The 25368-nt window shown below is 67.4% G+C and carries 22 protein-coding genes and 2 tRNA genes; 9 read left to right on the top strand and 15 right to left on the bottom strand.

Features of this window, described 5'->3' with window-relative positions:
- The first annotated feature begins 123 nt into the window (after positions 1-123).
- Positions 124-402, top strand: a complete 279-nt coding sequence (locus AC0CH8_RS16540) for an integration host factor subunit beta (protein ID WP_204197425.1) — start codon at positions 124-126, stop codon at positions 400-402.
- A gap of 159 nt (positions 403-561) precedes the next feature.
- A tRNA-Leu gene (locus AC0CH8_RS16535) sits at positions 562-646 on the top strand.
- 106 nt (positions 647-752) lie between these two features.
- Here AC0CH8_RS16535 and AC0CH8_RS16530 read toward each other — a convergent pair.
- Positions 753-1313, bottom strand: coding sequence for a methylated-DNA--[protein]-cysteine S-methyltransferase (locus AC0CH8_RS16530; RefSeq protein ID WP_465240837.1), 561 nt, complete (start codon positions 1311-1313; stop codon positions 753-755).
- 181 nt (positions 1314-1494) lie between these two features.
- Between AC0CH8_RS16530 and AC0CH8_RS16525 the strand changes: the two genes are divergently transcribed.
- Both AC0CH8_RS16525 and AC0CH8_RS16520 read left to right on the top strand, forming a co-directional pair.
- Positions 1495-2316: an amidohydrolase family protein gene (locus AC0CH8_RS16525; RefSeq protein ID WP_465240836.1), complete on the top strand. Its 822-nt coding sequence runs from the start codon at positions 1495-1497 to the stop codon at positions 2314-2316.
- Between the two features lie 101 nt (positions 2317-2417).
- Positions 2418-3467 carry an aldo/keto reductase gene (locus AC0CH8_RS16520; protein ID WP_465240835.1) on the top strand — a complete coding sequence of 350 codons (1050 nt, stop codon included), beginning with the start codon at positions 2418-2420 and terminating at the stop codon, positions 3465-3467.
- Between the two features lie 24 nt (positions 3468-3491).
- On the opposite strand, the gene AC0CH8_RS16515 is transcribed toward AC0CH8_RS16520, so the two are convergent.
- The 3 genes from AC0CH8_RS16515 to AC0CH8_RS16505 form a co-directional block, all read right to left on the bottom strand.
- Positions 3492-4181, bottom strand: coding sequence for a 2OG-Fe(II) oxygenase (locus tag AC0CH8_RS16515; RefSeq protein WP_465240834.1), 690 nt, complete (start codon positions 4179-4181; stop codon positions 3492-3494).
- A gap of 72 nt (positions 4182-4253) precedes the next feature.
- The gene (locus tag AC0CH8_RS16510) at positions 4254-5285 is read right to left on the bottom strand and encodes an RcnB family protein (protein ID WP_465240833.1); all 1032 of its coding nucleotides are present in this window, start codon (positions 5283-5285) and stop codon (positions 4254-4256) included.
- A gap of 64 nt (positions 5286-5349) precedes the next feature.
- Positions 5350-5901 carry a (2Fe-2S)-binding protein gene (locus AC0CH8_RS16505; RefSeq protein ID WP_465240832.1) on the bottom strand — a complete coding sequence of 184 codons (552 nt, stop codon included), beginning with the start codon at positions 5899-5901 and terminating at the stop codon, positions 5350-5352.
- A gap of 202 nt (positions 5902-6103) precedes the next feature.
- Here AC0CH8_RS16505 and AC0CH8_RS16500 point away from each other — a divergent pair, with 202 nt between their 5' ends.
- Complete coding sequence (locus tag AC0CH8_RS16500; protein WP_465240831.1) at positions 6104-6844, top strand: Crp/Fnr family transcriptional regulator; 741 nt, start codon at positions 6104-6106, stop codon at positions 6842-6844.
- 42 nt (positions 6845-6886) lie between these two features.
- Here AC0CH8_RS16500 and AC0CH8_RS16495 read toward each other — a convergent pair whose 3' ends face one another.
- From AC0CH8_RS16495 to AC0CH8_RS16470, 6 genes are all read right to left on the bottom strand, one after another.
- Positions 6887-7126, bottom strand: a complete 240-nt coding sequence (locus AC0CH8_RS16495; protein WP_465240830.1) for a DUF6894 family protein — start codon at positions 7124-7126, stop codon at positions 6887-6889.
- A gap of 89 nt (positions 7127-7215) precedes the next feature.
- Positions 7216-7977, bottom strand: coding sequence for a class II aldolase/adducin family protein (locus AC0CH8_RS16490; RefSeq protein ID WP_465240829.1), 762 nt, complete (start codon positions 7975-7977; stop codon positions 7216-7218).
- Between the two features lie 95 nt (positions 7978-8072).
- Positions 8073-9257, bottom strand: coding sequence for an acyl-CoA dehydrogenase (locus tag AC0CH8_RS16485; protein WP_465240828.1), 1185 nt, complete (start codon positions 9255-9257; stop codon positions 8073-8075).
- A gap of 174 nt (positions 9258-9431) precedes the next feature.
- Positions 9432-11615 carry a TonB-dependent receptor gene (locus AC0CH8_RS16480; RefSeq protein WP_465240827.1) on the bottom strand — a complete coding sequence of 728 codons (2184 nt, stop codon included), beginning with the start codon at positions 11613-11615 and terminating at the stop codon, positions 9432-9434.
- Between the two features lie 102 nt (positions 11616-11717).
- The gene (locus AC0CH8_RS16475) at positions 11718-12026 is read right to left on the bottom strand and encodes a hypothetical protein (protein ID WP_465240826.1); all 309 of its coding nucleotides are present in this window, start codon (positions 12024-12026) and stop codon (positions 11718-11720) included.
- Positions 12023-12214, bottom strand: a complete 192-nt coding sequence (locus AC0CH8_RS16470; RefSeq protein WP_204197438.1) for a hypothetical protein — start codon at positions 12212-12214, stop codon at positions 12023-12025. Before AC0CH8_RS16470 ends, AC0CH8_RS16475 begins: the two co-directional genes overlap by 4 nt.
- Before the next feature lie 91 nt (positions 12215-12305).
- On the opposite strand from AC0CH8_RS16470, the gene AC0CH8_RS16465 reads away from it, so the two are divergent.
- Positions 12306-12917: a S24 family peptidase gene (locus AC0CH8_RS16465; RefSeq protein ID WP_465240825.1), complete on the top strand. Its 612-nt coding sequence runs from the start codon at positions 12306-12308 to the stop codon at positions 12915-12917.
- Positions 12918-12921: 4 nt separating this feature from the next.
- Here the strand turns inward: AC0CH8_RS16465 and AC0CH8_RS16460 are convergent, their stop codons facing one another.
- A complete protein-coding gene (locus AC0CH8_RS16460) occupies positions 12922-14304 on the bottom strand; it encodes a methyl-accepting chemotaxis protein (protein ID WP_465240824.1) in 1383 nt (460 codons plus the stop codon).
- Between the two features lie 231 nt (positions 14305-14535).
- On the opposite strand from AC0CH8_RS16460, the gene AC0CH8_RS16455 reads away from it, so the two are divergent.
- The gene (locus AC0CH8_RS16455; protein ID WP_465240823.1) at positions 14536-15078 is read left to right on the top strand and encodes a PEPxxWA-CTERM sorting domain-containing protein; all 543 of its coding nucleotides are present in this window, start codon (positions 14536-14538) and stop codon (positions 15076-15078) included.
- Positions 15079-15178: 100 nt separating this feature from the next.
- Here AC0CH8_RS16455 and AC0CH8_RS16450 read toward each other — a convergent pair.
- Positions 15179-15254 (bottom strand) — tRNA-Thr (locus AC0CH8_RS16450).
- Between the two features lie 152 nt (positions 15255-15406).
- On the opposite strand from AC0CH8_RS16450, the gene AC0CH8_RS16445 reads away from it, so the two are divergent.
- A complete protein-coding gene (locus AC0CH8_RS16445; RefSeq protein ID WP_465240822.1) occupies positions 15407-16774 on the top strand; it encodes a PAS domain-containing protein in 1368 nt (455 codons plus the stop codon).
- A 57-nt stretch (positions 16775-16831) separates the two neighbouring features.
- Positions 16832-21415, top strand: a complete 4584-nt coding sequence (locus AC0CH8_RS16440) for an NAD-glutamate dehydrogenase domain-containing protein (RefSeq protein ID WP_465240857.1) — start codon at positions 16832-16834, stop codon at positions 21413-21415.
- Positions 21416-21499: 84 nt separating this feature from the next.
- Here the strand turns inward: AC0CH8_RS16440 and AC0CH8_RS16435 are convergent, their stop codons facing one another.
- The 3 genes from AC0CH8_RS16435 to AC0CH8_RS16425 form a co-directional block, all read right to left on the bottom strand.
- Positions 21500-22060 (bottom strand): hypothetical protein, encoded by a 561-nt coding sequence (locus AC0CH8_RS16435; RefSeq protein ID WP_465240821.1) that lies wholly within the window; start codon positions 22058-22060, stop codon positions 21500-21502.
- A 37-nt stretch (positions 22061-22097) separates the two neighbouring features.
- Positions 22098-22781 carry a Fe2+-dependent dioxygenase gene (locus tag AC0CH8_RS16430; protein ID WP_465240820.1) on the bottom strand — a complete coding sequence of 228 codons (684 nt, stop codon included), beginning with the start codon at positions 22779-22781 and terminating at the stop codon, positions 22098-22100.
- Between the two features lie 73 nt (positions 22782-22854).
- Entirely contained in the window at positions 22855-25326 is a 2472-nt protein-coding gene (locus AC0CH8_RS16425; RefSeq protein WP_465240819.1) for a TonB-dependent receptor, read from the bottom strand.
- Positions 25327-25368: the final 42 nt, after the last annotated feature.

The raw sequence follows: 25368 nt of genomic DNA, 5'->3' as shown, positions 1-25368 counted from the left end.
CTAAACGAAGGCCGGGAGCGATCCCGGCCTTTTTTTGTATAATTTCCTCCGAAACGGTCTTTCCTCCGCGCAAGTTGACTTGTATCAACCTCTTCAACTCAGCCGCCGGGGGGTGGAAATATCGTGATTCGTTCCGAACTAGTTCAACGACTTACCGACGCTCACAGGGATCTGACGCCCCGCGAAGTCGAGATGATCGTGTCTACATTCTTCAATGAGATTACGGACCGTCTCGCCGCGGGCGGACGGGTCGAAATTCGTGGCTTCGGCGCGTTCTCGACCCGTGCGCGCGATGCCCGGACGGGGCGTAATCCACGCACCGGCGAAGCGGTCGACGTGGATGCCAAGCGGGTTCCGTATTTCAAGCCCGGCAAGGAAATGCGATCTCGCCTGAACGTATGACCTGCCGCGCGGTCGTGTTTTCAACAGGACTGCAAACGGTTGCTCCGCACGCGGTGACGTGATGGATTGCAGACCGGGGGCGGGTCGACCGTGAACAGGATGGCAAAGGTGCGGGCAGTGCTTGACTGGCAGGTGCGGCTGCGCTTCGTGGCGGTCGATGCGGGCGTGGCGGAATCGGTAGACGCTGCCGACTTAAAATCGGTTTCCTGATGGAGTGCGGGTTCGAGTCCCGCCGTCCGCACCAATACGGCCGGTGGCGATTGCACCCAACCGTGCGATGCGGCCGGGCCCGAGCGTCGGCGTGTTCGCGTGGCAATCCCGCGAGCGTCGGTTCGCATGGTTCGCTGGGATCACGAAGGACCGCGTCGGTCCACGCTGCCTCCCTCCGACGAGGCCAGGTGATCCGCCCGGGCGAAGAGCGGCGGCGCTTCGAGTGCAAGCAAACGGCGTTTGACGGCCAGTCCTCCCGCGAACCCGGTCAGCGTGCCGTTGGATCCGACGACACGGTGACATGGCGCAACGATCGACAGCGGATTGCGTCCGTTGGCGGCTCCGACGGCGCGCACCGCGCCGGGCCGACCTATCCGGTGGGCGATCTCCGCATAGCTACGCGTCTCTCCGTACGGGATGACGAGCAGCTCCTGCCACACGCTGCGCTGGAACGGGGTGCCGATGAAATGGAGGGGAAGGTCGAAGGCTTGGCGTGTTCCGGCGAAATACTCGCCGAGTTGCCCCATCGTCATATGCAGCACGGGGTGGGCATCGTCGCGCACGAGCGGCGGCAACGGCACCCGCGCAGGTCGATCATCCGGCCACAGGACGGCGATGAGTCGGTCCGCATCCGCCACCAGCGTCAGCTCGCCGACGATCGTCTGGCAAATGGTGAAGGCGGGGGTGCGGATCTCGTTCATACCGTAACCCCGATCTTCGACGACGCTCGATCGGGTCATTCTCGGGCACAGCCACGCCACTCGGCAAGCGACGAAATCGCCGGAGCGATCCATGCCGCCGCTGTCGTGGGAGCGGCGACAGGGATGAGTGTCATACCGGCGTCGCCGTCTCCTGCCCGTCACCCGGCACCATGACGTGGACGTGATCGATGCGCATCAGCATTGCTGGTCGTTGACGCTGCCGGGCCATCATTGGCCCGGTCCCGAACTGCCGACGATATTCCGCGATTACACCCCCGCCGATTTCCATGCCGCCGCCGATCCGCGCGTCACCGGGACCGTGCTGGTGCAATCGCAGGCGACGGACGCGGATACCGACTGGCTGCTGGAGATCGCGTCGTGCGAGCCGATGATGTTGGGCGTGGTCGGCTGGGTCGATCTCGCCGCCGCCTCGGCACCGGCCCGGATCGCGACATTGGCGGCGCACCCGAAGATGCGTGGATTGCGGCCGATGCTGCAATGTATCGAGGATACCGATTGGCTGCTCGACGAAGCGCTCGTGCCCGCGCTGGAGGCCGTCCGGGATCACGGTCTGCGGCTGGATGCGCTGGCCGAACCGCGACATCTGCCGATGCTCGCCCGCTTCGTGGACCGGTGGGGGGATGTGCCGCTCGTGATCGATCACGGGGCCAAGCCGTTCACGACGCCGGATCGGCTGGATGCGTGGGCGGTCGGCATCGCGGATCTGGCCGAGCGGGGCGTGTATTGCAAGTTGTCGGCTCTGCGGGCCGCGGGACAGGACGACGCTGCGTTGCAGCCGGTCGTTCGGTATCTGGTGGAGCGGTTCGGATCGCGGCTGATGTGGGGTAGCGACTGGCCCGTACTGACGCTGGTCGGGGACGATCACGGCGGCTGGCTCGACGCGGCGACGAGGCTGTCGGGGCTGGGCGGGGCGGCGCTCGCCGATCTGATGGCCGGATGCGCTCGCCGCTTCTATTCGCTCGGGGAGCCGGCGCGCGGATGAACCAGTCGTAATCGTCCGTCCAGACCGAAACGTCGGGGGATGCGATAACATTGGATCGGTCAATCCATCAGGAGCAGAAACCAACCTATGTTGCGTGTCAGATGACAAAGTCCGGATCGATGATACCCCGGCGCGTGCTGGGCGATACCGGCCTGTCGGTGAGCAGCATCGGCCTGGGTGGGGCCGTGCTCGGCAACCTGTATCGCGCGATCCCGGACGATGTCGCCGCGCAGACGCTGACGGCCGCGCTGGACGCGGGCATCCGCTACATCGACACCGCGCCGCATTATGGACGCGGGTTGAGCGAACGGCGCATCGGCGACGCCCTCCGCGACCGCGAGGGGATCGTGCTGTCGACCAAGGTCGGCCGGCTGATGCTGCCCGACATGTCGATCGTGCAAGAGCATGGCGGCGCGCTCGATGGCTTCCACTCGCCAATGCCGTTTCGCGGTGTCTACGATTATAGCCGGGACGGCGTGCTACGGTCGTGGGAACAGAGCCTGCAACGTCTCGGAATCGCGCGGATCGACCTGCTGTACATCCACGATATTGGCCGGCGGCAGCATGGCGAGGATCATGACAGGACCTGGCGACAACTGACGCGGGGCGGGGGTTTGGCGGCGCTGGAGGAATTGCGCGCGGCGGGCGAGATCACCGGGTTTGGCGCAGGATTGAACGAGATCGCCGTCTGCCTCGACCTGCTGGCGGAAACCCGGCTCGACGTCGTGCTGCTGGCGGGGCGCTACACGCTGCTGGAGCAGGAGGCGTTGACGGCGCTGTTTCCGGCCTGCGCGCGAACGGGCACGCCGGTGGTCATCGGCGGCCCGTACAATTCCGGTATCCTGGCGCAGGGGACGCAGACGGACGCGACGATGCGGTACGATTATGCGCCCGCGTTGCAGCCCGTCGTCGCCCGCGTCGCCCGCATCGAGGCGATCGCTGCCGACCACGGCGTGCCGCTCGCCGCCGCGGCGCTGCGCCTGCCGCTGGCACACCCACAAGTGGCGAGCGTCATTCCGGGACTGGGCAGTCCGCAGGAGGTCGCGGCGACGCGAGCGCTGCTCGCGGTGCCCATTCCGGACGGTTTCTGGCAGGAACTGATCGCGGCCGATCTGCTGCATCCGGATTGCCCGTTGCCGAAGGCGGCGTAAGCCGACGCCGCCCATCGGAAAGCGTCATCGCACCCAGCGATTTTCCCTGAACCATTTCGTGATGATGTACTTCACGCCGGCGACGACGGGCATGCCTTCGTGGATGGTCGCCTCGTTGGGCAGCCCGTCCGCGTTCATGTTGTTCCACGTCAGCAGCAGGCCGCGTTTGGGCGCGACCTTGATCCCCGCCTGTGGAAACCATGTCGCGCCGCCATCCTCGACATCGTTGAGGTAGATCATCGCGGTCCAGGTGCGCTGCCCGCCCTCCCGCTGCATCCGTTCCCAATAGCTTTCGCTCTCGTGGAAGTAATCGTGATGCGCGCGGAATTGCTGGCCGGGGGCGTAGCGCTGGCCCTGCATCGTCTCGCCATGCTCGGGTTCGATGCCCAGCAGGGCGGCAATCGCCTCGTCGATCGGCTGCACGTCCGGCGACCAGCGATCCATGTCGCAACTGTCGGAGGTGCGGAAACCCTGATCGTTGCGGTCGGACAGCAAGGTCGAGGGCCGGCGGTTCGTATCGATCATCGCCACCATGCGCGTGCAGGTGGCCGCATCGAGGAAGTCGTGATGGAAATAAACCTGCGCCCCATCGACGGGCGCGCGGATTACGGCAGGATTGGCGTCGAGGCGCAGGCCGACATCGATGCCGACCTGTCGGCGTCCCTGCGCGGCGGGGGAGGGCTTTGGCGCGGACTTGCGGGCGAAGAAACTCATGCGCGCTTTTCCGCCGATCTGGGCGGTATTGGCAAGACCCGGCGGACATGCCGCCGGATCTTGTCGTAGCGATTACCAGAAGATGCCGTAGACCGCGTCGACCACCTGACCGGAGTCGAGATCGACCAGCAGCGCGTCGTCATAATAGCGCACCCAGCGATACTGGCCGTAGGCATCGGGCAGGCGATAGCTCCACGGATCGGCGATCCAGTAATTCTGTCCCCAAAGCTGCGGCGCGAGGCTCAAGCCGATCGACAGGCGGCGATAGCTGTTCCAGCCGTACGGCGCATAATAGCGCGGCAGGTGGTAGGCGTTGCGGTTCGTGCTGCGGTAGCGCGTCCAGTCGTAGCGATTCTCCGTCCGCCAGCCGCGGTTCCACGCCCGGCGATCCTCGAACCGGCTGCGATCATAAGCCTGGTCCCGCCAGCCATTGTTGCCGCCATAACCGTAGCCGTAAGCGCGGCGTTGCTGGTCCGGGCGCCGATCGTTGTTCCAGTCGCGGCGGTCGTCGTTGCGCCAGCCGGTGCGGCGATCGTCACCTTGGCGGATCGTATCGCGCCGGTCCCGATCGCTGCCGGCAAAGTCGGGACGACCGTCACGATCGGGACGGCGAGTGCCACGGTCACCGTCGACCTGCCCACGATCCTGTCCGCGGTCTCGCCAGCCGCGGCGATCGCCATCAGGGCGAGGCTGCTCGCCAATCGCATTCTGCCCGCGTGGATAGCGTTGATCCATGCCGTAGCGCCCCTCGTCGCCACGACCGGCCCGTTGGTCGTTGCCCCAGTTGGGGCGGTCGCGTCGAGGCTGGTCGGGGCGTTGTTGGTCAAGACGGGGCTGGTTGCGGGGCTGGTCGTATCGCGCCTGAGCCGCAGGCTGCGGCTGCTGTTGCGGCTGGGGGCGGGCTTGGTCCCGCGGAGCGGCTTCGCGCCGACCACGATCCATCTGGCCGGCATCGCCGCGCATCCGGCTCCATTCGCCGCGGCGACCGTCCCGGCCGCCACCGGCGTCCTGTGCGGACGCGGCGACCGGCGCCAGCGTGGTGGCCATCAGCAGCGATGCTATCCACGTCCTCATCATGATGCTCGTCCCGAACTGCCGGCGCACGAGCCGGCTCCTATGATGGACAAGCTGTGCCAAACAGGCGGCGAATGGAAGCTGAACCCGTTCGTCAGCGATCCGACAGCTTCGGCGGCACCAGCGCCGGTACGACACGCGCGGCATCCGCGGGATCGATCCCGGGCCGCGCGCCGGCGGCGATCACCTCCTCGCCACGTGCTGCGCGGGCGGCGCGCTCGATGGCCTCGACCAGCCGTGGATAGATGCCGCAGCGGCACAGGTTGGTGATCGCGCCGCGAATGGTGGCCTCGTCCGGATCGGGGTTGCGACGGAGGAGGACGGACGCGGCCATGATGATGCCGGGGACGCAGAAGCCGCACTGCACGACATTGTCGGCCAGAAACGCGAGTTGCAGCGAATGACTGCGTTCGCGCGACAGCCCCTCGATCGTGGTGACGTACGCTCCCTCTGCCTCCGCAATCGTCATGCGGCAGGATCGTATCGCGCGGCCGTCGACATCGACCGTACACGCACCGCAGTGTCCCGTTCCGCAACCATATTTCGTCCCCGTCAGGTTGGACGCGTCGCGCAGCGCCCACAGAAGCGGGGTGGCGGGATCGAGCCGGTACTCGACGGCCTGATTGTTGACGGTGAAGCGGGTCATCTGCGCCCAACCATAGGCGAGCGGCACGATCCGGCAAACGCCGCGTCGCACATTTAGACGTCGTCGAAGACTCGCCAGCCAAGTGCTCGAAAAGAAAACCTATGTGTGTCGTCGATGCCCAATCCTGCGTGAATGCCTTGGATCGATCGGCGGGTTAGCCTGTCGGTCACGGCGTGGTGGGGCGCTGCCATAAGGATGATCGATGGCTGGCGCGAGTTGCCCGCAGGATGTGCTCATTGCCAAGCTGGAAACGCGATTTCCCCTGTCGGAGAATAGTCAGAACGGATTGCGTGGTCTGCCCTGTATTCCACGCACGATCCCGGCACAGAGCTATATGCTGCGCGAAGGGACGCGACCGACGAAATGCTGCCTGTTGCTCGATGGCTTCGCCTTTCGGCACAAGCTGGCGGCGGACGGAGGGCGACAGATCGTCGGCCTGATGATTCCCGGCGATTTCACGGACCTGCAACATCTGTTCCTGCGCGAGGCGGACCACAACATCCAGGCACTGACCCGGATCGATGTCGCCGAGTTCGCGGTCGACGACCTGCGCGCGCTGGCGCTCAAAAACCCCGACGTCGCGCAGGCGCTGTGGATGGATACCCTGATCGAGGCGTCGATCGTGCGGGAGGCGATCCTGAACATCGGTCGGCGCAACGGGCCGATGCGGCTGGCGCACATGCTGTGTGAATTCGAGGTGCGGCTGCGGCAGTCGGGGCTGGCCGATGCCGGGTACGACCTGCCCATGACGCAGGAGCAGATCGGCGATGCGACCGGCATGACCGCGGTCCATGTCAACCGCACGCTGAAGCAACTGGAGCGCGAGGGGCTGATCGTCCGGGTCAAGCGGCACCTGAAGATCGCCGACTGGGTCGGGCTTCAGCAGCGGGCGGATTTCAACCCATTATACCTGCACCTCGATCAGGCGCGGCCGGCCGATTAGCCGGCGAATGGCTCCTTCCCCGCGCCGGAGGAGCCGATATCGTCAGCACCGGTCGATGTTCGTGGAGGATTGCAACGTCGCGATGCGCGTGCCGTCGGCGTCTTCGATCATGACGCGGATGCCGACGGGGGTCCGGCCGCTGGCAATGTCCTCGGCCATTACCGATCCGGCGGTGCGGCCGGCCTCCGCGACCGCGGCGTCGATCGTATCGTAATTGTGGCCCTCAAGGTCGCGTTGCAGGCCGTTATGGTTTTCGAGATGCAGGTACAGATGCTGCGGCATGAGGGTCCTCCTGCAACCCCGTCTGCCACATCCCGGAAGGCCGGTCGTGGATCGAGGTTAAGCGACCTGGACCTTCATTATGGCGAACCCTACTGCCGCCAGCTCGTGTCGCGGCGATCGACCAGCCGCACCATCGCGGCGAAGTCCGCCGCGCCGGGGCCACCCGGAGCCTGCGCCTGATGAAGGTCGCGCTGATGCACGGCGACGGTGTCGGCCGACACCTCCAGCGGTGTGCCCATCGACAGCGTCGCCAATTGGATCTCGCACGCGCGCTGGAGCGACCAGTGCTTGATGAACGCCTCCGGCAGGGTGCGGCCCATCACCAATATGCCGTGATTGCGCAGCAGCATGATGCGCTTGTCGCCCAGATGCTCCAGCAGCCGCTGCCCCTCCTCGTCGCGGACGGTGACACCCTCGAAATCATGGTACGCAATCTGGCCGGCGAAGTTGCAGGCGTAGAAGTTGATCGGCCGGAGCCCGCCCTCCAGCGAACTCACCGCCATGCCGGCGGTGGTGTGCGTGTGCATGATGCAATGCGCATCGGGCAGGTGGCGGTGGAACAGCGCGTGCTGGACGAAACCGGCGCGGTTCACCGGATAGGGGCTATCCGCCAGCTTGTTGCCGTCGATGTCGATCTTGACGAGGCTGGACGCGGTGACCTCGGAGAAATGCAGCCCGAAAGGGTTGATGAGGAACGCGCCATATTCGCCGGGAATCTTCAGCGTGATATGGTTGTAGATCATCTCCGACCAGCCGAGCATGTCGAACACGCGATAGCAGGCGGCGAGCTGTTGCCGCGCCTCATGTTCGGCGTCGGACATCTGCGGACGGATGGGCGCGACGGTGGCCATGACTGCACTCTCCTTTGAAGATGGAGTATGCCACGCGGCGGGGCGGGGTGCCAGAGATTGCAGCAAAGTCGATCCTCCCCGCGCCGGGGAGGATTTTAGAAGGCGGGGATGCCGGTGATGGCGCGACCCAGGATCAGCGCATGGACGTCCGCTGCGCCTTCGTAGGTGTTGACCGTTTCAAGGTTCATGACGTGGCGCATGACCTGATATTCGCCGGAAATGCCATTGCCGCCGTGCATGTCGCGGGCGTGGCGGGCGATCTCCAGCGCCTTGCCGACGTTGTTGCGCTTGACGATCGAAACCATCTCCGGCGCGAACCGGCCCTCGTCCATCAGGCGGCCGACGCGGAGCGACGCCTGCAAGCCCAGCGCGATGTCGGTCAGCATGTCCGCCAGCTTCTTCTGATACAGCTGCCGCCCCGCCAGCGGCGTGCCGAACTGCTTACGGTCGAGACCGTACTGGCGTGCGGAATGCAGGCAGAACTCCGCTGCGCCCAAGGCACCCCAGCTGATGCCGTAACGGGCGCGGTTGAGGCAGCCGAACGGTCCCTTCAATCCTTCGACATCAGGCAGCAGCGCATCCTCGCCGACCTCGACCTCATCCATCAGGATCATGCCGGTGATCGACGCGCGCAGCGACAGCTTGCCCTCGATCTTCGGCGTTTCCAGCCCCTGCAGCCCCTTGGTCAGGATGAAGCCGCGGATCTTGCCGTCATGCGCGTCGGACTTGGCCCAGACGACGAATACGTCGGCGATCGGGGAGTTGCTGATCCACGTCTTTGCGCCGGAAATGACGTAGCCGCCATCGACCTTCTTCGCGCGCGTCGTCATTCCACCAGGGTCGGAGCCGGCATCGGGCTCGGTCAGGCCGAAGCAACCGATCATCGTGCCCGCCGCAAGGCCGGGCAGGAAGCGCCGCTTCTGCTCCTCCGACCCGTAAGCGTGGATCGGGTACATCACGAGGCTGGACTGAACGCTCATCATCGAGCGGTAGCCGGAGTCGATCCGCTCCACCTCGCGCGCGACCAGTCCGTAGGCGACGTAGCTGGCACCGACGCCGCCATATTCCTCCGGCACGGTCGGGCCGAGCAGGCCGAGTTCGCCCATCTCCGCGAAAATCGCCGGGTCGGTGTGCTCGTGCTGGAATGCCTCGACGATGCGCGGCGCGAGCTTGTCCTGCGCATAGGCGCGCGCGGTGTCGCGCACCATCCGCTCGTCCTCGGTCAACTGGTCGTCGAGGAGGAAGGGGTCTTCCCAGTCGAACCTGCCCATGCCTGCCATCGTACGTCTCCTTAGAAGACGCGGTACGGTGACGGGAGCAGAGTGTCCAGCGTTGCGGCCGATCCTCCTCGGGGTGGGGGCATGCGCCGAAGCCGTGGAGGGGCAGTCATAGGCGGTGTTGCCCGTGGCTGCCCCTCCATCGCTTCGCGGTCCCATCCCCGCGCCGATGAGGATTTAGAGGCGGAAGCTCAGTGTCGCGCGCAGGTCCCGGCCGGCGAGCGGGGCGAAGTCCTTGAGGAAGCTGGCGTGCCGGCGTGCGACCACGTCGAAGATGTTGTTCGCCGACAGCGTCAGCGTGGTCGCGTTCTCCGCACCGAACGGCTTGAGCGCGACGCTGGCGTTGACCAATGTGAAGCCGCCCGTGGGCGTCTCGAAGGCCGTCACCCGGTCCTGCTTGAAGCTGTGCTCCACCTCCGCGCGCGCGGTGAGGTGATCGCCCTGCGCCTCGATCCCGCCGAGCAGCCGCAGCGGGGGGATGCGCGGCACGGGGCCGCGGTCGACGACCTCCGCATGCACCCAATCGCCGACCGCGTCGGCGTTGATCGCATAGCCGCCGACGCGGGCCAGCGTGACCGACCCTTGCGCTTCGAAGCCGTAATAGCGCGCGTCCGCCTGCGAATACTGGAAGCAGGGCAGGTCGACATCGCCCCGCGCCGCCGCGACGCAGACTGGTGCTGCGACCTGCGTCTCGTAGATGTAGTTGGAAAACCAGTTGTAATAGGCCGATGCGTCGAAGCTGAAGCCGCTGCCGTGCGCGTGCAGTGTCGCTTCCAGGCCCCAGCTTTCTTCCTTCTTGAAATCGGGGTTGCCGAGTTCGTAGGACTGGGTGCCGGCGTGAGGACCGTTCGCGAACAGTTCCTCCGCCGACGGTGCGCGTTCGGTGCGCGATCCGTTCAGGCCGATGCGGACGCCCTGCGCGATGGCATAGGACGCGCCTGCGGACGCCGAGTAGGTCTCGAAATCGCGCGTGCCCGAGAAGAAGCGTGCGGGGTCGACGGCGGTGCGCGCCGACAGCGTGCTCGTCTCGTAACGGCCGCCGACCTCGGCGCGGAAATCGCCCAGGTTGAACTGTTGCAAGGTGAACAGGCCGACCTGCGTCGTCTCGTTGCGCGGCAGGAACGCCTCGTCGCCCTCCACGTCGAAGCGGCGGTTGAACACCTGCACGCCCGACGCGCCCAGCCAGCCGCCGCGGTTCGCCTGAACCAGTTCGAACCGGCCCTCCAGCCCCTTGTTGAAGAACTGCGTGCCGACGCTGCCGTCCTCTTCCAGTTCGGCATGCGTGTAATCGGCCATCGCCGCGCGCAGCCGCACCTTGTCGAAGAAGCCGCCGCCGGTGTCCACTTCCGCGCGAAGGTCGACGCGGTCCTGCTTCAGGTCGATGCGCGGCGCTTCCTGCTCCTGCCCCGGCGCGGTCGCATAGCGGACGGGCACGCCGTACAGGCTGTCGTAACGGCTGTACGACACGCCCAGACTGCCGCCGTCGCGGATCAGCGCCGCGCCGACGCCGATGTTCCACGTCTCCGACGCGGTGTTCGGCAGGCGGCCGCGGATCGCGGCGTTGCCGGCGAAGTCGATCGACTCCGGGTCGGCGGGGTCGACCGGCTGGACGGCGGCGGACGCCAGTGCGGCGGCGCGCTGCTGACGGGTCAAGGCGTAGCCGCCGATCTCCAGATCGTCGGTCTTGAGATACGAACCGTCGGCATGCACGACGAACCCTTCCCCGACCGCGACATCGGCGGCGGCGGAGCCCGAACGCTCATTCGCCGCGGAACCGTAGGTGGCGTTGCCGCCGACGCGGTAGCCGTTCTCCGGCACCGTGCGCGGGATCCGCGTGTCGATGACGTTGACGACGCCGCCCACCGCCGACGATCCGAAGAGCAGGGCGGAGGGGCCGCGCAGCACCTCCACGCGCTCGGCGATCAGGGGGTTGATCGCGACGGCGTGGTCGACGCTGGTGTTGCTGACGTCGATCGACCCGATGCCGTCGGTCAGCACACGGATACGCTCGCCCTGAAAACCGCGCAGCACCGGGCGCGATGCGTTAGGACCGAACGAGGTCGCCGACACGCCCGGTTGATGCGCCAGCGTCTCGCCGATCGTCGGTCGCAGCGCCCGCTGAAGCTCCTCGCCCGACACGATCGAGGTGCCCGACAGCACGTCCGTCTCGCTCTGTGCGAAGGGTGCGGTCACGACGATGTCGCGGGGCGTGTTCGCGCTGGTCGTTTGCGGAGCGGGAGCGGGATCGGCCGGCTGGGAGGTCGCGGCGCTGGATGCTTCGGTGGATGGTCCCTGAGCGGCGGCGGGCAGGGCGGGCAGGGCGAGCGCGGCGGTGCCGAGCAGCAGGCGGTGGAGAATCATGAACAAGTGGCTCCGCGGGGACGTGATGTGCGGAGCCTCTAGGTGGCGTGTTACGTTATATCAATTGCCTATTGACCGTATGACGCATTGTTTATCGGCGTGTCATGCGGCCAGCGTCAGCGCCGACAGGTCGATCTCGACCGGCGCGGCCGATGTCGGCCAGGAGCGGACGACGGACAGCTCGGCAAGGACGTGGCCCGGCATGACGATATCGGCGGCCGGCAATAGCGCCAGCCACGCGTCCAGCGCGGGCGATGCCGATGCCGCCAGCCGCATCTGGTGACGCGCCCCGACGAAGGTGGCGCTCGCCCAGTCGGAGGCGCTGGCGGCGACGACCTCGACGCGCACGCCCGCGGCGTCCGCCGCGCGGCAGAGGGCGCGTGACAGGATGGCGCTGGGGCCGCGGCTCATGGCTGCATCTCCCGCGGCATCGAGTCGCGGAGGAACGCGTCCACCCGCTCGATCACGGCGGGGCCGGGGCGGCGTCCGCGACGCAGATCGGTGACGAGCCGGGGATCGTTGCAGGCGAGGCGGCCGAACTTGGAAACGGGCATTTTGGTGCAGCGAAGATAGCGGTCGATCTTGATGAGCAGCGACACGGTGGAAGCTCCTGGAGTCGGTGATGATGTGTTCTTGTTCTGTTCCATTCTCCAACTTGTCTAGGAAAATTTCCTAGATTAGGGATGCGGCATGACGGATGCGCGCAGCAGGCTGATGACCTTGACGGAACGGCGGGGCACGAACCTGTCGGCGCTGTCGCGGATGCTGGGGACGAATGTCGCCTATCTTCAGCAATATGTTCGCAGGGGAACGCCGCGCGTGCTGCCCGACCGGCATCGCGCGACACTGGCGGCGTTCTTTGGAATCGGCGAAGAGGAACTGGGCGGCGCGGCGGCACCATCGGCGATGCTGCTGCCGCGGCTCGACGTTTTCGCGTCGGCGGGGCCGGGGGCGCTGGTCGATACGGAAACGCTGATCGGGACGGAGGCGATCGATCCGGCGCTCGCGCGGACGCTCGACCTGAAGCCGGGCATGGCAGCGATCGTGCGGGTCAGGGGCGATTCGATGGAACCGGGCCTGCTCGACGGCGACCACATCGTCGTCGATCGCGCGGACACGCTGCCCGGTCCGCGGGGCGCGGTCTATGTCATCCGGCAGGCGGACGCCTTGATGGTCAAGCGGGTGGCGCGGACATCGTCCGGCCTGATCGCTACAAGCGACAATCCCGCCGCGGCTCCTGTTTCCGACGAGCCGGTCGTCGTGATCGGCCGCGTCGTGTGGCAGATGCGGCGGTGGAGATAGCGGGTCAGTCCTGGTTTTCGTAGGCGAGCTGGAGCACGCCCCAATGTTGCCCAGCGACATGGATGGAAGCGATCACCTGCTTCAGCAGCATGACGCCGCCGCCCGCCACGGGCCGACGGTACGCCTTCAGACAAAAAGGCGTCTCCGTCAGGACCTGCGCCGCGGTATCGGGGAAATCGTAGACCAGACCGGCCCGCGAGTGCTCGCTGTTCCACACCGGATCGTTCGGACGCTGCGGCTGGGATCGCTCCGGCATCGCGACAGCGCCGAAGCATCGACGATCCGTGAAACTCATGCCGAAAAATCCGGGCAGGCTTCGTGCCGCCTCCTGATGCGGACGCGCCAGCCGCGTCAGCAACGCCATCGCCGGATGTGTGAACAGCGGCGGGTTCGTGCCCGCCACCGGCGTGTAGGTCTGGCTCATGATGGCCTGAAGCGTGATGTCGCCCGCCTGTATCGCCGCGGCCAAGCCCTCCGACACCTGACGTGCGGCATCGAGGCCGAAGCGAATATAGGGCCGGTCGGGAATGTCGGCGTCGCTTTCGGCCAGCATCTGCAACAGGCCGTTGGTGTCGCCGCTGACGACGGAGACCCGCTCCGACAGATGTTCGAGGCCGAGTGCGTTGTCCGACGAGGTGCTGGACAGGGCCGAGAGGCCCGCCTCGACCTCCTCGACCGCGACGACCATCGACCCGACGCCGTCTGCGACCGTGTCGCTGTTGCGGGCGAGGTCGTCCATCAGTCGCGCCAGCCGGGCGACAAGCGATTCAATGTCTTTCGTGCCCTGGTGCGCCGATTGCGCCTTGGCGACACCGACATCGACGCGGTGGAGCATCGTGTCGGCTTCGGTCGCCAGCGTCCCGATCGACCCATTGATGAGCTTGGTGGCGACCGCGGTCTGGGCGGCGAGTTTCTTGACTTCCGCCGCGACGACGGCGAATCCCCGACCTGCATCGCCCGCCCGCGCCGCTTCGATCGTGGCGTTGAGCGCCAGCATGTTGGTCTGCTTGGCGATCGCGTTGATCGTCTCCGTCACCTGACCGACCTCGGCGAGGGCGGAGGTGAACGCGTCCAGCCCCTCGTGGATGCGGCTGACCTGCGCGATCAACTCCACGACGTCGCTGGTCGCGGCGTTGATCTGGACGTTCGAATCCTCGATGACGGCATAGGCGCCGGCGGTATTAGACCGCGCGTCCTGCGCCGCGCCCGCGACCGTGCTCACTTCCTTCGACAGCCGGTGCGTCTGCGCCTCCACCGACTCGATCGTCGTGGCCTGAGCGGTGACGCGGTTCGACAACGCGGAAATGTCGGCCTGCAGGTCCAGGGTCCGGATTCCCAGATCACCCGAAATGCGTGCGGCCCGTGTAATGGTCTGGCTAAGCGACAATGGATATTCCCGTCTGGTGCGGACGGGCTACCGGAGATTAGTTAAAAGGTGATTATTCAGTCGTTTGATGGATGACGACGGAGAGGTTCTGGAGTGACAGGACACTTCACAGGTCTTTCAACGGAATCGCGACCTCGCATTAACTATGAGGCAACTATTCCCGATGCCGGCACGTAGCTTCATCGGCCACGAAAACCGCGCAAGGTGGGCAGGACAGGCCGGGGAGAGATGATGAAAAAGCTGGCACTCGGGATCGCGGCTATCGCCGCCTTCATGTCGTCGCAGGTTTCGGCCGCGGAGTTCGACTTTCGCTTCGATACCACCAGAACGTTTTTCGACGGGCCGTTTCAGACCATCCGGGGCGTGTTCACGACATCCGACACGGCCGTCGATCGGTTCGGTCAAACGGCCTACGCGATTACCGGCATCTCCGGAACGATCAACGACGTCGCGATCAGCGGCCTGTTCGCCGCGCCGGGCGATCCGACCTATTACTACTTCACCACGGGCCCCACGTTCCTCGATGGTAGCGGCGTCCGCTTCAACGCCGGCGCGGCGCAGAACATCGCGTTCTTCCACCAGGACGGTGTTCCCGCGACGGAGTATCGCGTCAACGGCAATGGGACGATTTCCGCGTTCGGTACCGCATCCTCCAGTCCGGCGGCCGCAGCAGTGCCCGAGCCCGCCGCCTGGCTGATGATGATCGCCGGGTTCGGTATCGTCGGAGGCGCAGTTCGCCGTCGTACCATCGGCGCGACCGTCGCCACAGGCTAATCCGTCACGGATGGCTGCGTGAAGAACCGCTCGTCGAAAGCGAGCGGTTTTTCGGCCCCAGAAGTTACTGATAAATTGGGAGTGCCAGCGATGCTGTCGGTGGTGCCGCTTACAGGACTCGAACCTGTGACCCCCGCATTACGAATGCGATGCTCTACCAGCTGAGCTAAAGCGGCCCGGACCGGTGTTCCCGGTCGAGGGGGCGGCGCTTACCAGCAGGTTCGGGGGCTGGCAAGGGGCTGCGAGCGGGATCGATCATCGAGGGCGGTTTACGTCGCGTTTACCAAATCGGGTGCAGAAGCGGGTCCGGGTCAAGGAAAGCGCGACGATGAACATGGGATTCGGTCAGGACGGCTTCGGTCGGGATGATTTCAGGGAGCGCGATGCGTTCACCGGCGGCGCCGATCTCGGCGCGCACGATTTCGCGCATGACGACTTTCCGCAGGACGATTTCGGGCTGGAGGATCAGGTGTCCGTCGACGCGGGCGATCCGAACGCCGAGGGGAATGTCGACGATCGCATGTTCGACCTGGGTGGCGACGAGCGGCGCATGCACGTGCGCGCCTATAATCACTGGGTGTCGTTGCTGAAGGGCCGCGCCTATCCGTCGATCGAGGATCTGGAGCCCGAGAACATCGTCGACTTCGGCCCGCACAGCGTGCTGCTCGACTTCGGCGGCGACGTGGCCGATCCGGCGATCGCCTATCTCGGCGGCGCACTGCGCGAGGAATGCGGGCTGGATACGCCGCCGTCGCATATCGCCAACGTGCCGAGCCGCTCACTGCTGTCGCGCCTGACCGACCATTATCTACAGATCATCGCCAACCGCGCGCCGATCGGGTTCGAGGCGGAATTCGTCAGCACCCGCGGCCGCACGACCGCCTATCGCGGCATCCTGATGCCGTTCTCGTCGGGTGCGGGGCAGGACATCGACTTCATCTACGGGGTCATCAACTGGAAGGAAGCCGCCGATCCGCTGACCCAGGCATCGCTGGATTCGGAACTCGAGGCCGCCGTTCGGGCTGCTCCGCGGGCGGGGGAAGCGGCGGTGTGGGCCGATGGCCCCGGTGCGGAGACGGACCACGATATCGATGGCCGCGAGGCCGACCCGGCGGCGACGCTGGGCGATGCGCTGGTGCTGGCGCGGGAGACGGCGGCGCAGGTCAATGCCGCCGACACGCGCAGCCGGGCTGCGTTGTACCGGGCGCTGGGTCGCGCGCATGATTTCGCGCTGGTCGCGGCCGAGGACGCGGAGGGCTATCAGGAACTGCTCGCCGACGCTGGCCTGACGGTGCAGGCGCGCGCGCCGATGACGCCGATCGTGAAGCTTGTCTTCGGCGCGGATTACGACAAAACGCGCATCACCGAGTTCGCGTCCGTGCTGGGCCATGCGCAGCGTTCGGGCATCGCGCGCGGTGGGCTGGCCGGCTTTCTCGAAAGTTTCGAGGGCGGGATCAAGGCGATCGTCGCCGCCGAGCGCAACGCGCGCCGTCCCGCTCCGAAGCCGGCTCCCGTCGCGGCAGAGCGGCCGGTGCTGGCGCGGCTGGAACTGGATACCGGAGCCAGCGCCGGCGACACGGTCGTGCTGGTCGCGCGCGTCGGCAAGGACGGGATGCTCGACGTGATCGCCCACCACCACGACGCGAAGCTGACCGCTCGGGCGCTCGCCACGAAGGCACCGAGCCGCAAGAAGTGACGTGGCTCCGCGGGGTTGAGTAGCCCCGCCGCCGGGCGCATAGGGCACGGCATGGAGATGGAACACATCACAGCCGCGCTCGCCGCCCGGCTGACCGTCGGCGCGCTTCCGGGCGAGTTGCGCGATTTCGGCCCCGCAGAGGTGGAAACCGCTGCGCAGTTCGTCGCCGCGACCGCCGCGACGCGGCTGGCCGGACAGCCGGCGATCGCGTTGGAGCCGATCGCCGCCGACGACGTCCGCCGCCGGATGCGGGTCGCGATCGTCAACGACGACATGCCCTTCCTGGTCGACTCGGTCGCCGCCGCGATCACCGCGCAGGACATTGCGATCGACCGCATCATCCACCCCGTCGTTCCCGTCACCCGCGACGCGGACGGCCGGCTGACGACGCTGGGCGAGGGCCCCCGCGCCGAATCGATGATCTATCTGGAGATGGAGCGCGCCGACGCCCGCGACCGCCGCGAGCTGGTCGAGGATCTCGCCGCGGCGCTGGCCGATGTGCGTGCCGCCGTCGCCCACTGGGACGCTCTGAAGAAGGTGCTGGCGCGCGACGCCGACGCGCTGTGGTCGGGCGAGGGGGCGGCGTTGTTGCGGTGGTTCCTCGACGGCAAGTTAACGCTACTGGGGCACGAGACGTGGCGGACGGACGGCAGCGTCACGCAGGCGCTGGGCATCTTCGCCAATCCGCAGCCGCGACCGATTTTGGCGGAAGGATCGCGCAAGCTGGCGGTGGAGTGGTTCGAGGCGGGCAACCAGCCGCCGTTGCTGCTGAAGTCGAACGTCGTGTCCAGCGTCCACCGCGCCGTCCCGGTCGACCTCGTGGTGATGCCGGTCATGGAGGGCGGACGCGTCGCCGGCCTGTCGATCCACGCCGGCCTGTGGACCAGCGCCGCGCTGGCGACGCCGCCGCGCGACGTGCCGATGCTGCGCGCGCGCCTGTCTGCGCTGGAGGAGAAGTTCGGCTTCGATCCGCGCGGCCATACCGGCAAGGCGCTGACGCACGCGCTGGCGGCATTGCCGCACGATCTGGTGGTCGGGTTCGACGCGGCCTCGCTGGAGGAACTGGCGCTGACCGCGATGTCGCTGGCGGACCGGCCGCGACCGGCGCTGGTGCTGGTGAAGTCGCCGCTGGGCCGGCACATGTTCGGCTTCGTCTGGCTGCCGCGCGACGACGTGACCACCAGTCGCCGCGTCGCGATCGGGCACATGCTGGAGGAGGCGGGTAATGCGCGCCTGCTGAACTGGTCGATCGCCCTGGAGGACGGGCAGGTCGCGCTGATCCGCTACATGCTCGATCTGCGCGGCACCGGCGGCGCACTGCCGGAGGTCGCCCCGCTGGCGCAGCGGTTGGAGCGGATGGTGCGCGGGTGGGTGCCCGACGTGGAGGCCGCGCTGGCCGATCAGGTGCCCGCCGCCCGAGCGGCGCGGCTCGCACTGCGCTGGGCCGCGGCGTTCCCGCAGAATTACCGCAACGTGTCGGCGGCGGCGGAAGCGGCGGCGGACATCGTTCGCCTGTCCGCGCTGGAGGACGAGCATGGCCGCGCCGTCCGCATCCTGCCGTCGCAGCCGGGCGAGGACCGACAGCTCAAGATCTACAAGCTGGGCGGTGCGCTGGCGCTGTCGGACGCGGTGCCGGTGCTGGAGAATTTCGGCTTCCGCGTCATCGGCGAGTTGCCGACGCGGCTGCGCGAAGCTGGTGACGCATTCGTCCACGACTTCGTGGTCGCTGGCGGGACCGAGGGCGACAATCCGGTGCTGGAAGCGGCGATTGCCGCGGTGCTGGAGGGCAAGGCCGAGAACGACGCGTTCAACCGCCTGATCGTGGACGCAAGCCTCGCGCCCTCATCGGTCGTGCTGCTGCGCGCGTGGTTCCGCTATCTGCGGCAGGCGGGGCTGACGTACGGGCTGACCACCGTCGTCGATGCGCTACGCCGTGCGCCGGACGTGGCTCGGGCGCTGGTGGCGCGGTTCGCCGCCGCGCATGACCCGGCGGCGACCGGCAGCGTCGACGAGGCGGAGGCGGCGATCACCGCCGGCCTGGACGCGGTATCCGCGATCGACGACGACCGCATCCTGCGCGCGTACCGTGCGCTGATCGCCGCGTGCCTGCGCACCAACGCCTATGCGCCGGCATCTGAGGAGGCCCTGGCGTTCAAGCTGGACAGCGCACTGATCCCCGGTCTGCCAGCGCCCGTGCCGTGGCGCGAAGTGTGGGTGTATTCGCCGCGGGTCGAGGGTATCCATCTGCGCGCCGGTCCGGTCGCGCGCGGCGGCCTGCGCTGGTCCGATCGTCGCGACGATTTCCGCGTCGAGATTCTCGGCCTGATGAAGGCGCAGCGGGTGAAGAACGCCGTCATCGTGCCGACCGGCGCGAAGGGCGGCTTCTATCCCAAGCAATTGCCGTCGCCCGCGGTCGATCGCGACGCGTGGCTGGCGGAGGGGACGGAGAGCTACCGCATCTTCATCCGTTCGCTGCTGTCGATCACCGACAACATCGTCGACGGCAAGCTCGTTCATCCGCAGGGCGTCAGGGTGCTGGACGGCGAGGATCCGTATTTCGTCGTTGCCGCCGACAAGGGTACGGCGACGTTCAGCGACGTGGCCAACGCGCTGGCGCTGGAACGCGGCTTCTGGCTGGGCGATGCGTTCGCCAGCGGCGGCTCGCAGGGGTACGACCACAAGGCGATGGGCATCACCGCCAAGGGCGCGTGGGTCTCGGTCCAGCGGCACTTCGCGGAGCGTGGTACCGACGTTCAGGTCGATCCGATCACCGTCGTCGGCTGCGGCGACATGTCGGGCGACGTGTTCGGCAACGGCATGCTGCTGTCGAAGTCGATCCGGCTGCTCGCTGCGTTCGATCACCGCCACATCTTCCTCGATCCGAACCCGGACGCGGCGGTGTCATGGGAGGAGCGGGCGCGCCTGTTCGCGCTGCCGCGGTCGTCCTGGGCGGATTACGCCGCGCCGATCTCCACCGGCGGCGGTATCCATCCGCGCACCGCGAAGTCGATCGCCATCACCCCGGAGGTGAAGGCGGCGCTGGGCATCACCGCCGATGCGCTGGAGCCGACCGCATTGATCTCCGCGATCCTGAAGGCGCCCGCCGACCTGCTCTGGTTCGGCGGTATCGGCACATACGTGAAGGCGGCGACGGAGAATAATGCGACCGTGGGCGATCCGGCGAACGACCGGCTGCGCGTCGATGCGGAGGAGCTGCGCGTCACCGCGATCGGCGAGGGCGCGAATCTCGGCGTCACGCAGGCCGCGCGGATCGCGTTCTCGAACCGTGGCGGGCGGATCAACACCGACTTCATCGACAATTCGGCGGGCGTCGACTGCTCGGACAATGAGGTCAACATCAAGATCGCGCTGAACCGCGAGATGAACGAGGGCCGGCTGGCGGAGGCGGATCGCAATACGCTGCTTGCCAGCATGACCGACGATGTTGCGCATCTGGTGCTGGAGGATAACCGGCTCCAGACGCTGGCGCTGTCGATCGCCGAGGGTGACGGGGCGGCGGCGATCCCCAGCTATGTCCGCGTGATCGAGATATTCGAAGCCAGCGGCCATCTCGATCGCAAGGTCGAGGGGCTGGCAGGCAACGAGGACCTGCTGCGGCGCGGGCAGGAGGGCAGGGGGCTGACCCGGCCGGAACTGTCGGTGCTGCTCGCGACCGCGAAACTCGCATTGCAGGACGCGATCGAGCAGACCGATCTGGGCATGGAGCCGGCGCTGCTGCCCGACCTGCACGCGGCCTTCCCGCCGGCGATGCAGGAGCGGTTCGCCGAGGCGATCGATCAGCATCGCCTGCGTGGCGAGATCGTCGCGACCAAGCTGGCGAACCGGATCGTCAACCGTCTGGGCATCCTCTACCCGTTCGAACTGGCCGAGGAGGAAGGTGCGGCGCTCGGCGACATCGCGACGCTGTTCGTGGTGGCGGAGCGGCTGTTCGGCCTGAACGACCTGTGGGCGGCGATCGAGACGGGGACGATGCCGGAGGCGGCGCGGATCGCGCTGTTCGACGAGGTGGCGCTGGCGACGCGGTCGCACATCGCCGACTTGCTGCGCGTTGCCGCACCGGGTGCAACGGTGGGCGAACTGCTCGACCGGTTGTCGCCGGGGATCACGCAGCTCGACGCTGGCATCGAAACGCTTCTGGAGGAGGAGGCGCGCGATCAGGCGTCGCGCATCGCCGCCGGTCTGGAAGCGGCCGGCGCCCCCGCCGACCTGTCGGCGCGGACGGTGCGCCTGTTCGCGCTGGACGGCGCGGTCGGGCTGGCCGATCTCGGCGCGCGGCTGGGGCAGGAGGAGGCGGTGCTGACACGCGCCTTCACGCACCTTGGGCAGGCGCTGGGTCTCGACTGGGCGCAGGCGAATGCGGCGCGGATCACTCCGTCCGATCCGTGGGAACGGCTGCTGATCGCGGGGCTGGCCCGCGATTTCCAGCAGTTGCGGCTCGACTGGCTGGCCCGCTGCGGCGGCTCCGATCCGCAGGGTTCGGTCGATGCGTGGCTAACGCGCAATGCCGCGCGGGTCGGCCAGTTCCGCGCCGTCATCGATCGCGCACGGCACGCGGCGCAGCCCAACGCGGCGATGCTGGCGCAGATCGCCGGGCAGGCGCGGGTGCTGCTGGGGCGGTAGGGGCTCGCGTTCTCGTGCGAGGGCGAGAGGCCAGTGTCTGGAGCCAAGTCACTGGGTCCCCGCCTCCGCGGGGACACGGGGACACTACCTCGCGGGGGCCGCGATCGCCGCGCCGGTGTCGTCGGCGACCTTGATCGCAACCGAGCGCCCGCCGCCGGCAAAGGTCACCGTCCAGTCCGGGTTGCGGGCGGTGGGCCAGTCGATCGTCGCCAGCCGCCCGCCCGTCACCTGCGCGCGGGCATGCGCCGCGACGATGTCGACCGGCTGCGCTGGGTCTGACATCGGCGGCAACCCGCCCGGCGCGCGGTGCAGCCAACCGTCGATACCGTCCGCGTCGGTCACGCCCAGCACGTGCGCGGTCGGCGGATCAAGGAACGCGGTGCGCGTCCCGGCGACGATGATCGGTCCGCTGTCGATCGGCAGGATCAGCCGCGCGACGCGACCGCCCAGCACCGCCGCGCCGGCCTCGGCATAGCGCCCGACCGGCAGGCGGGCCTCGCCCGACACGGCATAGCGCCCCGGATGCAGGATGCGATCGAGCAGGCCCGGCCGGATCGCGACCGCCATGATGACAGCGGCCAACACCGCGCCGACCAGCACGATCCAAAGCCTGCGATTGCCGCGTTTCCGTCGCTTCCGCGCCATGCGCCGCGCCGTGGCAGCACTCGGCAGTGCGGTCAAATCAGGCGTCGGCCCAGCGCCGCAGCAGATTGTGGTACACGCCCGTCAACTGCACCACGGCGGCGTCGCCCTGACCGCGGTCGCCCGCTACCGCTTGCACGGCGCGGTCCAGTTCGAACAGCGTGCGGCGTTCGCCGTCATCGCGGACCATCGACTGCAACCAGAAGAAGCTGGCTGTCCGTACTCCGCGCGTGACCGGCGTCACGCGGTGCAGGCTGGATGCGGGGTAGAGGATCATATGGCCGGCGGGCAGCTTCACCGTCTGAGGCCCGAACTGGTCCTCGATCACCAATTCGCCGCCATCGTAATTGGCCGGATCTTCCAGGAATACGGTTGCCGACAGGTCGGAGCGGATGCGGAAATCGGTGCCGCGCTTCATGCGGATGGCATTGTCGACGTGCAGCCCGAAATCCTGCCCGCCGGCGTAGCGGTTGAACAGGGGCGGGAAGACCTTCAGCGGCAGCGCCGCCGCCACGAACAGCGGCGACCGGCCGAGCGCGTCGAGGATCATGCCGCCCGCCTCGCGCGCCGCCGGCGTATCCTCCAGCAATTGCTGGTTGCGCTTGGCCAGCGCCGCTTGCGGCCCTGAGGTGACGTTGCCGTCGACCCACTCGCCCGCGTCGATCGTCGCCCGCACGCGCGCCACGCCGTCCGCATCGAGCACGTCGGGAATGGCGATCAGCATGCGGGTCCTTCCATCTCGCCTCCGGGGCGCGGGTCTCCTCCCCGGCCAGGGGGCCGGGGAGGAGCTAGCAAGCTCAGAAGCTGTAGAACAGGCTCAACACCGCCGAGCGTCGGTCGCCCGGTGTCGCCCAGCCGTTGTTGCGGATGCCGGTGAAGTACTTCTCGTCGGTGAAGTTCTGCACGTTCAGCTGCGCGGTCAGCCCGTTTGCGAAGCTGTACGCCATGTAGGCGCGGTGGGTCAGATAATCGTCCGACCGGAACTGCGTCGGCGCGGCGAGCGAGACGGCGTTCAGTGCGAAGCTGCCCTGGTAGGTCAGGCCGTACCCGACCTCCAGTCCGAACGGCAGCTTGTACGTCGTGAACAGGCTGCCCGAATGCTTGGGCGTCTGCACGAACGCAGTGCCGCGCTGCGGGTCGGGGAGCGCGCCCGAGTTCGCGCACGGGTTGTTGGTGGCGGTGCCGTTGCCGGGGTTGGCGATGCAGGCGTCCGACACCGATTGCAGGACCTCGCCGTCGAGATAGGTGTAGTTGGCGAAGATCGTCCAGTTCTTCGTGATCGTGCCCGACGCTCCGACCGCCATGCCGTCGACCCTTGCGCGGCCGTCCAGTACCTGCGTCGCCGCCGGCAGTGCCGGATCGTTGGAGGCGACGCGGAAATTGGTGCGCTCGTTGCGGAACACCGCTGCGGTCAGTTCCAGACGGCGGTCGAACAGCCCCGCCTTGATGCCCGCCTCGTAATTCTTGGCGGTTTCGGGGGCCACTTCGCAGGGCAGGGCGGTGCCGGTCGCGGAGGCGGTCGGCGTCCCGCAGCCGAGGCGAACGGTCGCCGACGACGGGGTCTTCGAATTGCCGTAACCGCCATAGATGCTGACGTTCTGCACCGGGTGGAACACCGCGCCGATGCGATAGGAGAACAGCCGTTCGTGGCTGGTCTGCGGCAACTGCGCCGCCGCGCTCAGCTGCGTCGATCCCGGCGGCACCACGGTCAGCGGCAGGCCGCGGAAGGTGGCGTCCTGCACTTCCCACCGAACGCCGCCGTTCAGTTCGAAGTACCGGCCGAGTTCCAGCGTATCGAACGCGTACACCGCCAGATTGCGCGTCTCCGACTTGGACTGGCCGGTGACGGTGAGGTTCACGGGACCAGTATAGTCGGTGTTGGGATTGCTGATGCTGATCTGCGGCTGCACGACGGCCTGACCCAGCGCGCTGCGCGGCAGCGAGGCGTTGGTGATCGTGTAATCCTCGATCGTGCCGGAGATGCCGATATTGGCGACGTTGCGGATGCCCCCCTTCGTGCCCGTCTCCAGCCGGATATCGGTCTGGTTGTAGAGCAGCTGGTTCTCCTGATCGCGGACCAGTCCACGCGGGCCGTTCGGCTGGAAGAAGCCGGGCTGCACCCTGACCGACAGCGGGTTGGCCGCGGTGCGGAACACGCCGGCGGCATCGACCACGTTGGTCAGCGACGCGGTGCAGGCACCGCCGGTCGGCGTGCGCGATGTCGCGGCGAGGCAGAAGGTCCCTTGCGGCGCGCTCGTGACGCTATACTGCGCCACCCGTTGCCAGCGGGTCAGGTTGCGGACCGACAACTGGTCGTTGATCTTGTGGCGGAAGGTTGCGGTGAAGCGATCGACGTTCGTATCCTGCCGGTCGAGGTTGCGGATGCCGAAATAATCGCTGCGGTCGACGCCGGGCAGTTCGCCGTCATACAACGCGTTCTTGTAATAGGGGACGCCGTAAACCGGGGTGTTGCGGTCCTCCTGATGGACATAGGCGAGCGTCAGGCTGGTCGGCGTGTCGATGCCGATCGTGACCGACGGCGCGATGCCCCAGCGCCTGTACCGCTCGACATCGCGACCGGGCACGTCGTTGCGGTGGTAGGCGCCGTTCAGCCGCACCGCGATAGTGTCCGTCACGCGCTTGTTCGCATCGACCGCGCCGCGCCAGTAATCGTCGGTGCCGACGCCGCCCTGGATGATCGTCAAATCCTCCGCCCGCGGCTCCTTAGTGACGAGGTTGATCGTCCCGCCGACGCTACCCGCGCCGTTGAAGACGGAGTTCGCGCCGTTGTAGACCTCGATCTGTTGCAGGTTGAACGGGTCCGTGCGGCTGTACTGCGCGCTGTCGCGGACGCCATCGACGGTGATGTCGTTGTTCGCCGAATAGCCGCGCAGGTTGATGCTGTCGCCATACCCGCCGCCGCCTTCGCCCGCCCCGAAGGTGATTCCGGGGATGGTCTGGAGCGCGTCGCGCAGCGTCTGGAGGTTCTGCTTGCGCAGCGTCTGGTCGGAGATGACCGTGATCGTCTGCGGTGTGTCGATGATCGCCGAGGTCGCCTTCGGGCTTTCGACCTCTGCGGGTGCGGCCTCGACCTTGCCGTTGACGATGATGTCGTCGCGCTCGGCGCGCGCCTTGCCGTCCTGGTCGTTCGTGCCGGTGGCCGGAGTGGCGGTCGTCGCCTTCGCGACATCGTCGGCCGCAAGCGCCGGTGCGGAAGCGATGAAGCCGACGCACGACAGAGCAAGGAACGACACGGACGTTTTGGACACTGGAGACCCCCTTATTTCGTTAAGGCTCCGCTATTGAGAGTC

It is taken from the genome of Sphingomonas sp. AC435, assembly GCF_979253005.1.
Note: the sequence above shows the minus strand (reverse complement) of the source record. Positions and strands in the feature narration are given on the sequence as shown.

Bases quoted from the DNA above. Each gene is read 5' to 3' on its own strand.
- AC0CH8_RS16530 (WP_465240837.1), bottom strand. From the start codon at position 1,313: ATGAACGAGATCCGCACCCCCGCCTTCACCATTTGCCAGACGATCGTC.
- AC0CH8_RS16520 (WP_465240835.1), top strand. From the start codon at position 2,418: ATGACAAAGTCCGGATCGATGATACCCCGGCGCGTGCTGGGCGATACC.
- AC0CH8_RS16515 (WP_465240834.1), bottom strand. From the start codon at position 4,181: ATGAGTTTCTTCGCCCGCAAGTCCGCGCCAAAGCCCTCCCCCGCCGCG.
- AC0CH8_RS16505 (WP_465240832.1), bottom strand. From the start codon at position 5,901: ATGACCCGCTTCACCGTCAACAATCAGGCCGTCGAGTACCGGCTCGAT.
- AC0CH8_RS16500 (WP_465240831.1), top strand. From the start codon at position 6,104: ATGGCTGGCGCGAGTTGCCCGCAGGATGTGCTCATTGCCAAGCTGGAA.
- AC0CH8_RS16495 (WP_465240830.1), bottom strand. From the start codon at position 7,126: ATGCCGCAGCATCTGTACCTGCATCTCGAAAACCATAACGGCCTGCAA.
- AC0CH8_RS16490 (WP_465240829.1), bottom strand. From the start codon at position 7,977: ATGGCCACCGTCGCGCCCATCCGTCCGCAGATGTCCGACGCCGAACAT.
- AC0CH8_RS16485 (WP_465240828.1), bottom strand. From the start codon at position 9,257: ATGGCAGGCATGGGCAGGTTCGACTGGGAAGACCCCTTCCTCCTCGAC.
- AC0CH8_RS16480 (WP_465240827.1), bottom strand. From the start codon at position 11,615: ATGATTCTCCACCGCCTGCTGCTCGGCACCGCCGCGCTCGCCCTGCCC.
- AC0CH8_RS16475 (WP_465240826.1), bottom strand. From the start codon at position 12,026: ATGAGCCGCGGCCCCAGCGCCATCCTGTCACGCGCCCTCTGCCGCGCG.
- AC0CH8_RS16465 (WP_465240825.1), top strand. From the start codon at position 12,306: ATGACGGATGCGCGCAGCAGGCTGATGACCTTGACGGAACGGCGGGGC.
- AC0CH8_RS16455 (WP_465240823.1), top strand. From the start codon at position 14,536: ATGAAAAAGCTGGCACTCGGGATCGCGGCTATCGCCGCCTTCATGTCG.
- AC0CH8_RS16445 (WP_465240822.1), top strand. From the start codon at position 15,407: ATGAACATGGGATTCGGTCAGGACGGCTTCGGTCGGGATGATTTCAGG.
- AC0CH8_RS16440 (WP_465240857.1), top strand. From the start codon at position 16,832: ATGGAACACATCACAGCCGCGCTCGCCGCCCGGCTGACCGTCGGCGCG.
- AC0CH8_RS16435 (WP_465240821.1), bottom strand. From the start codon at position 22,060: ATGGCGCGGAAGCGACGGAAACGCGGCAATCGCAGGCTTTGGATCGTG.
- AC0CH8_RS16430 (WP_465240820.1), bottom strand. From the start codon at position 22,781: ATGCTGATCGCCATTCCCGACGTGCTCGATGCGGACGGCGTGGCGCGC.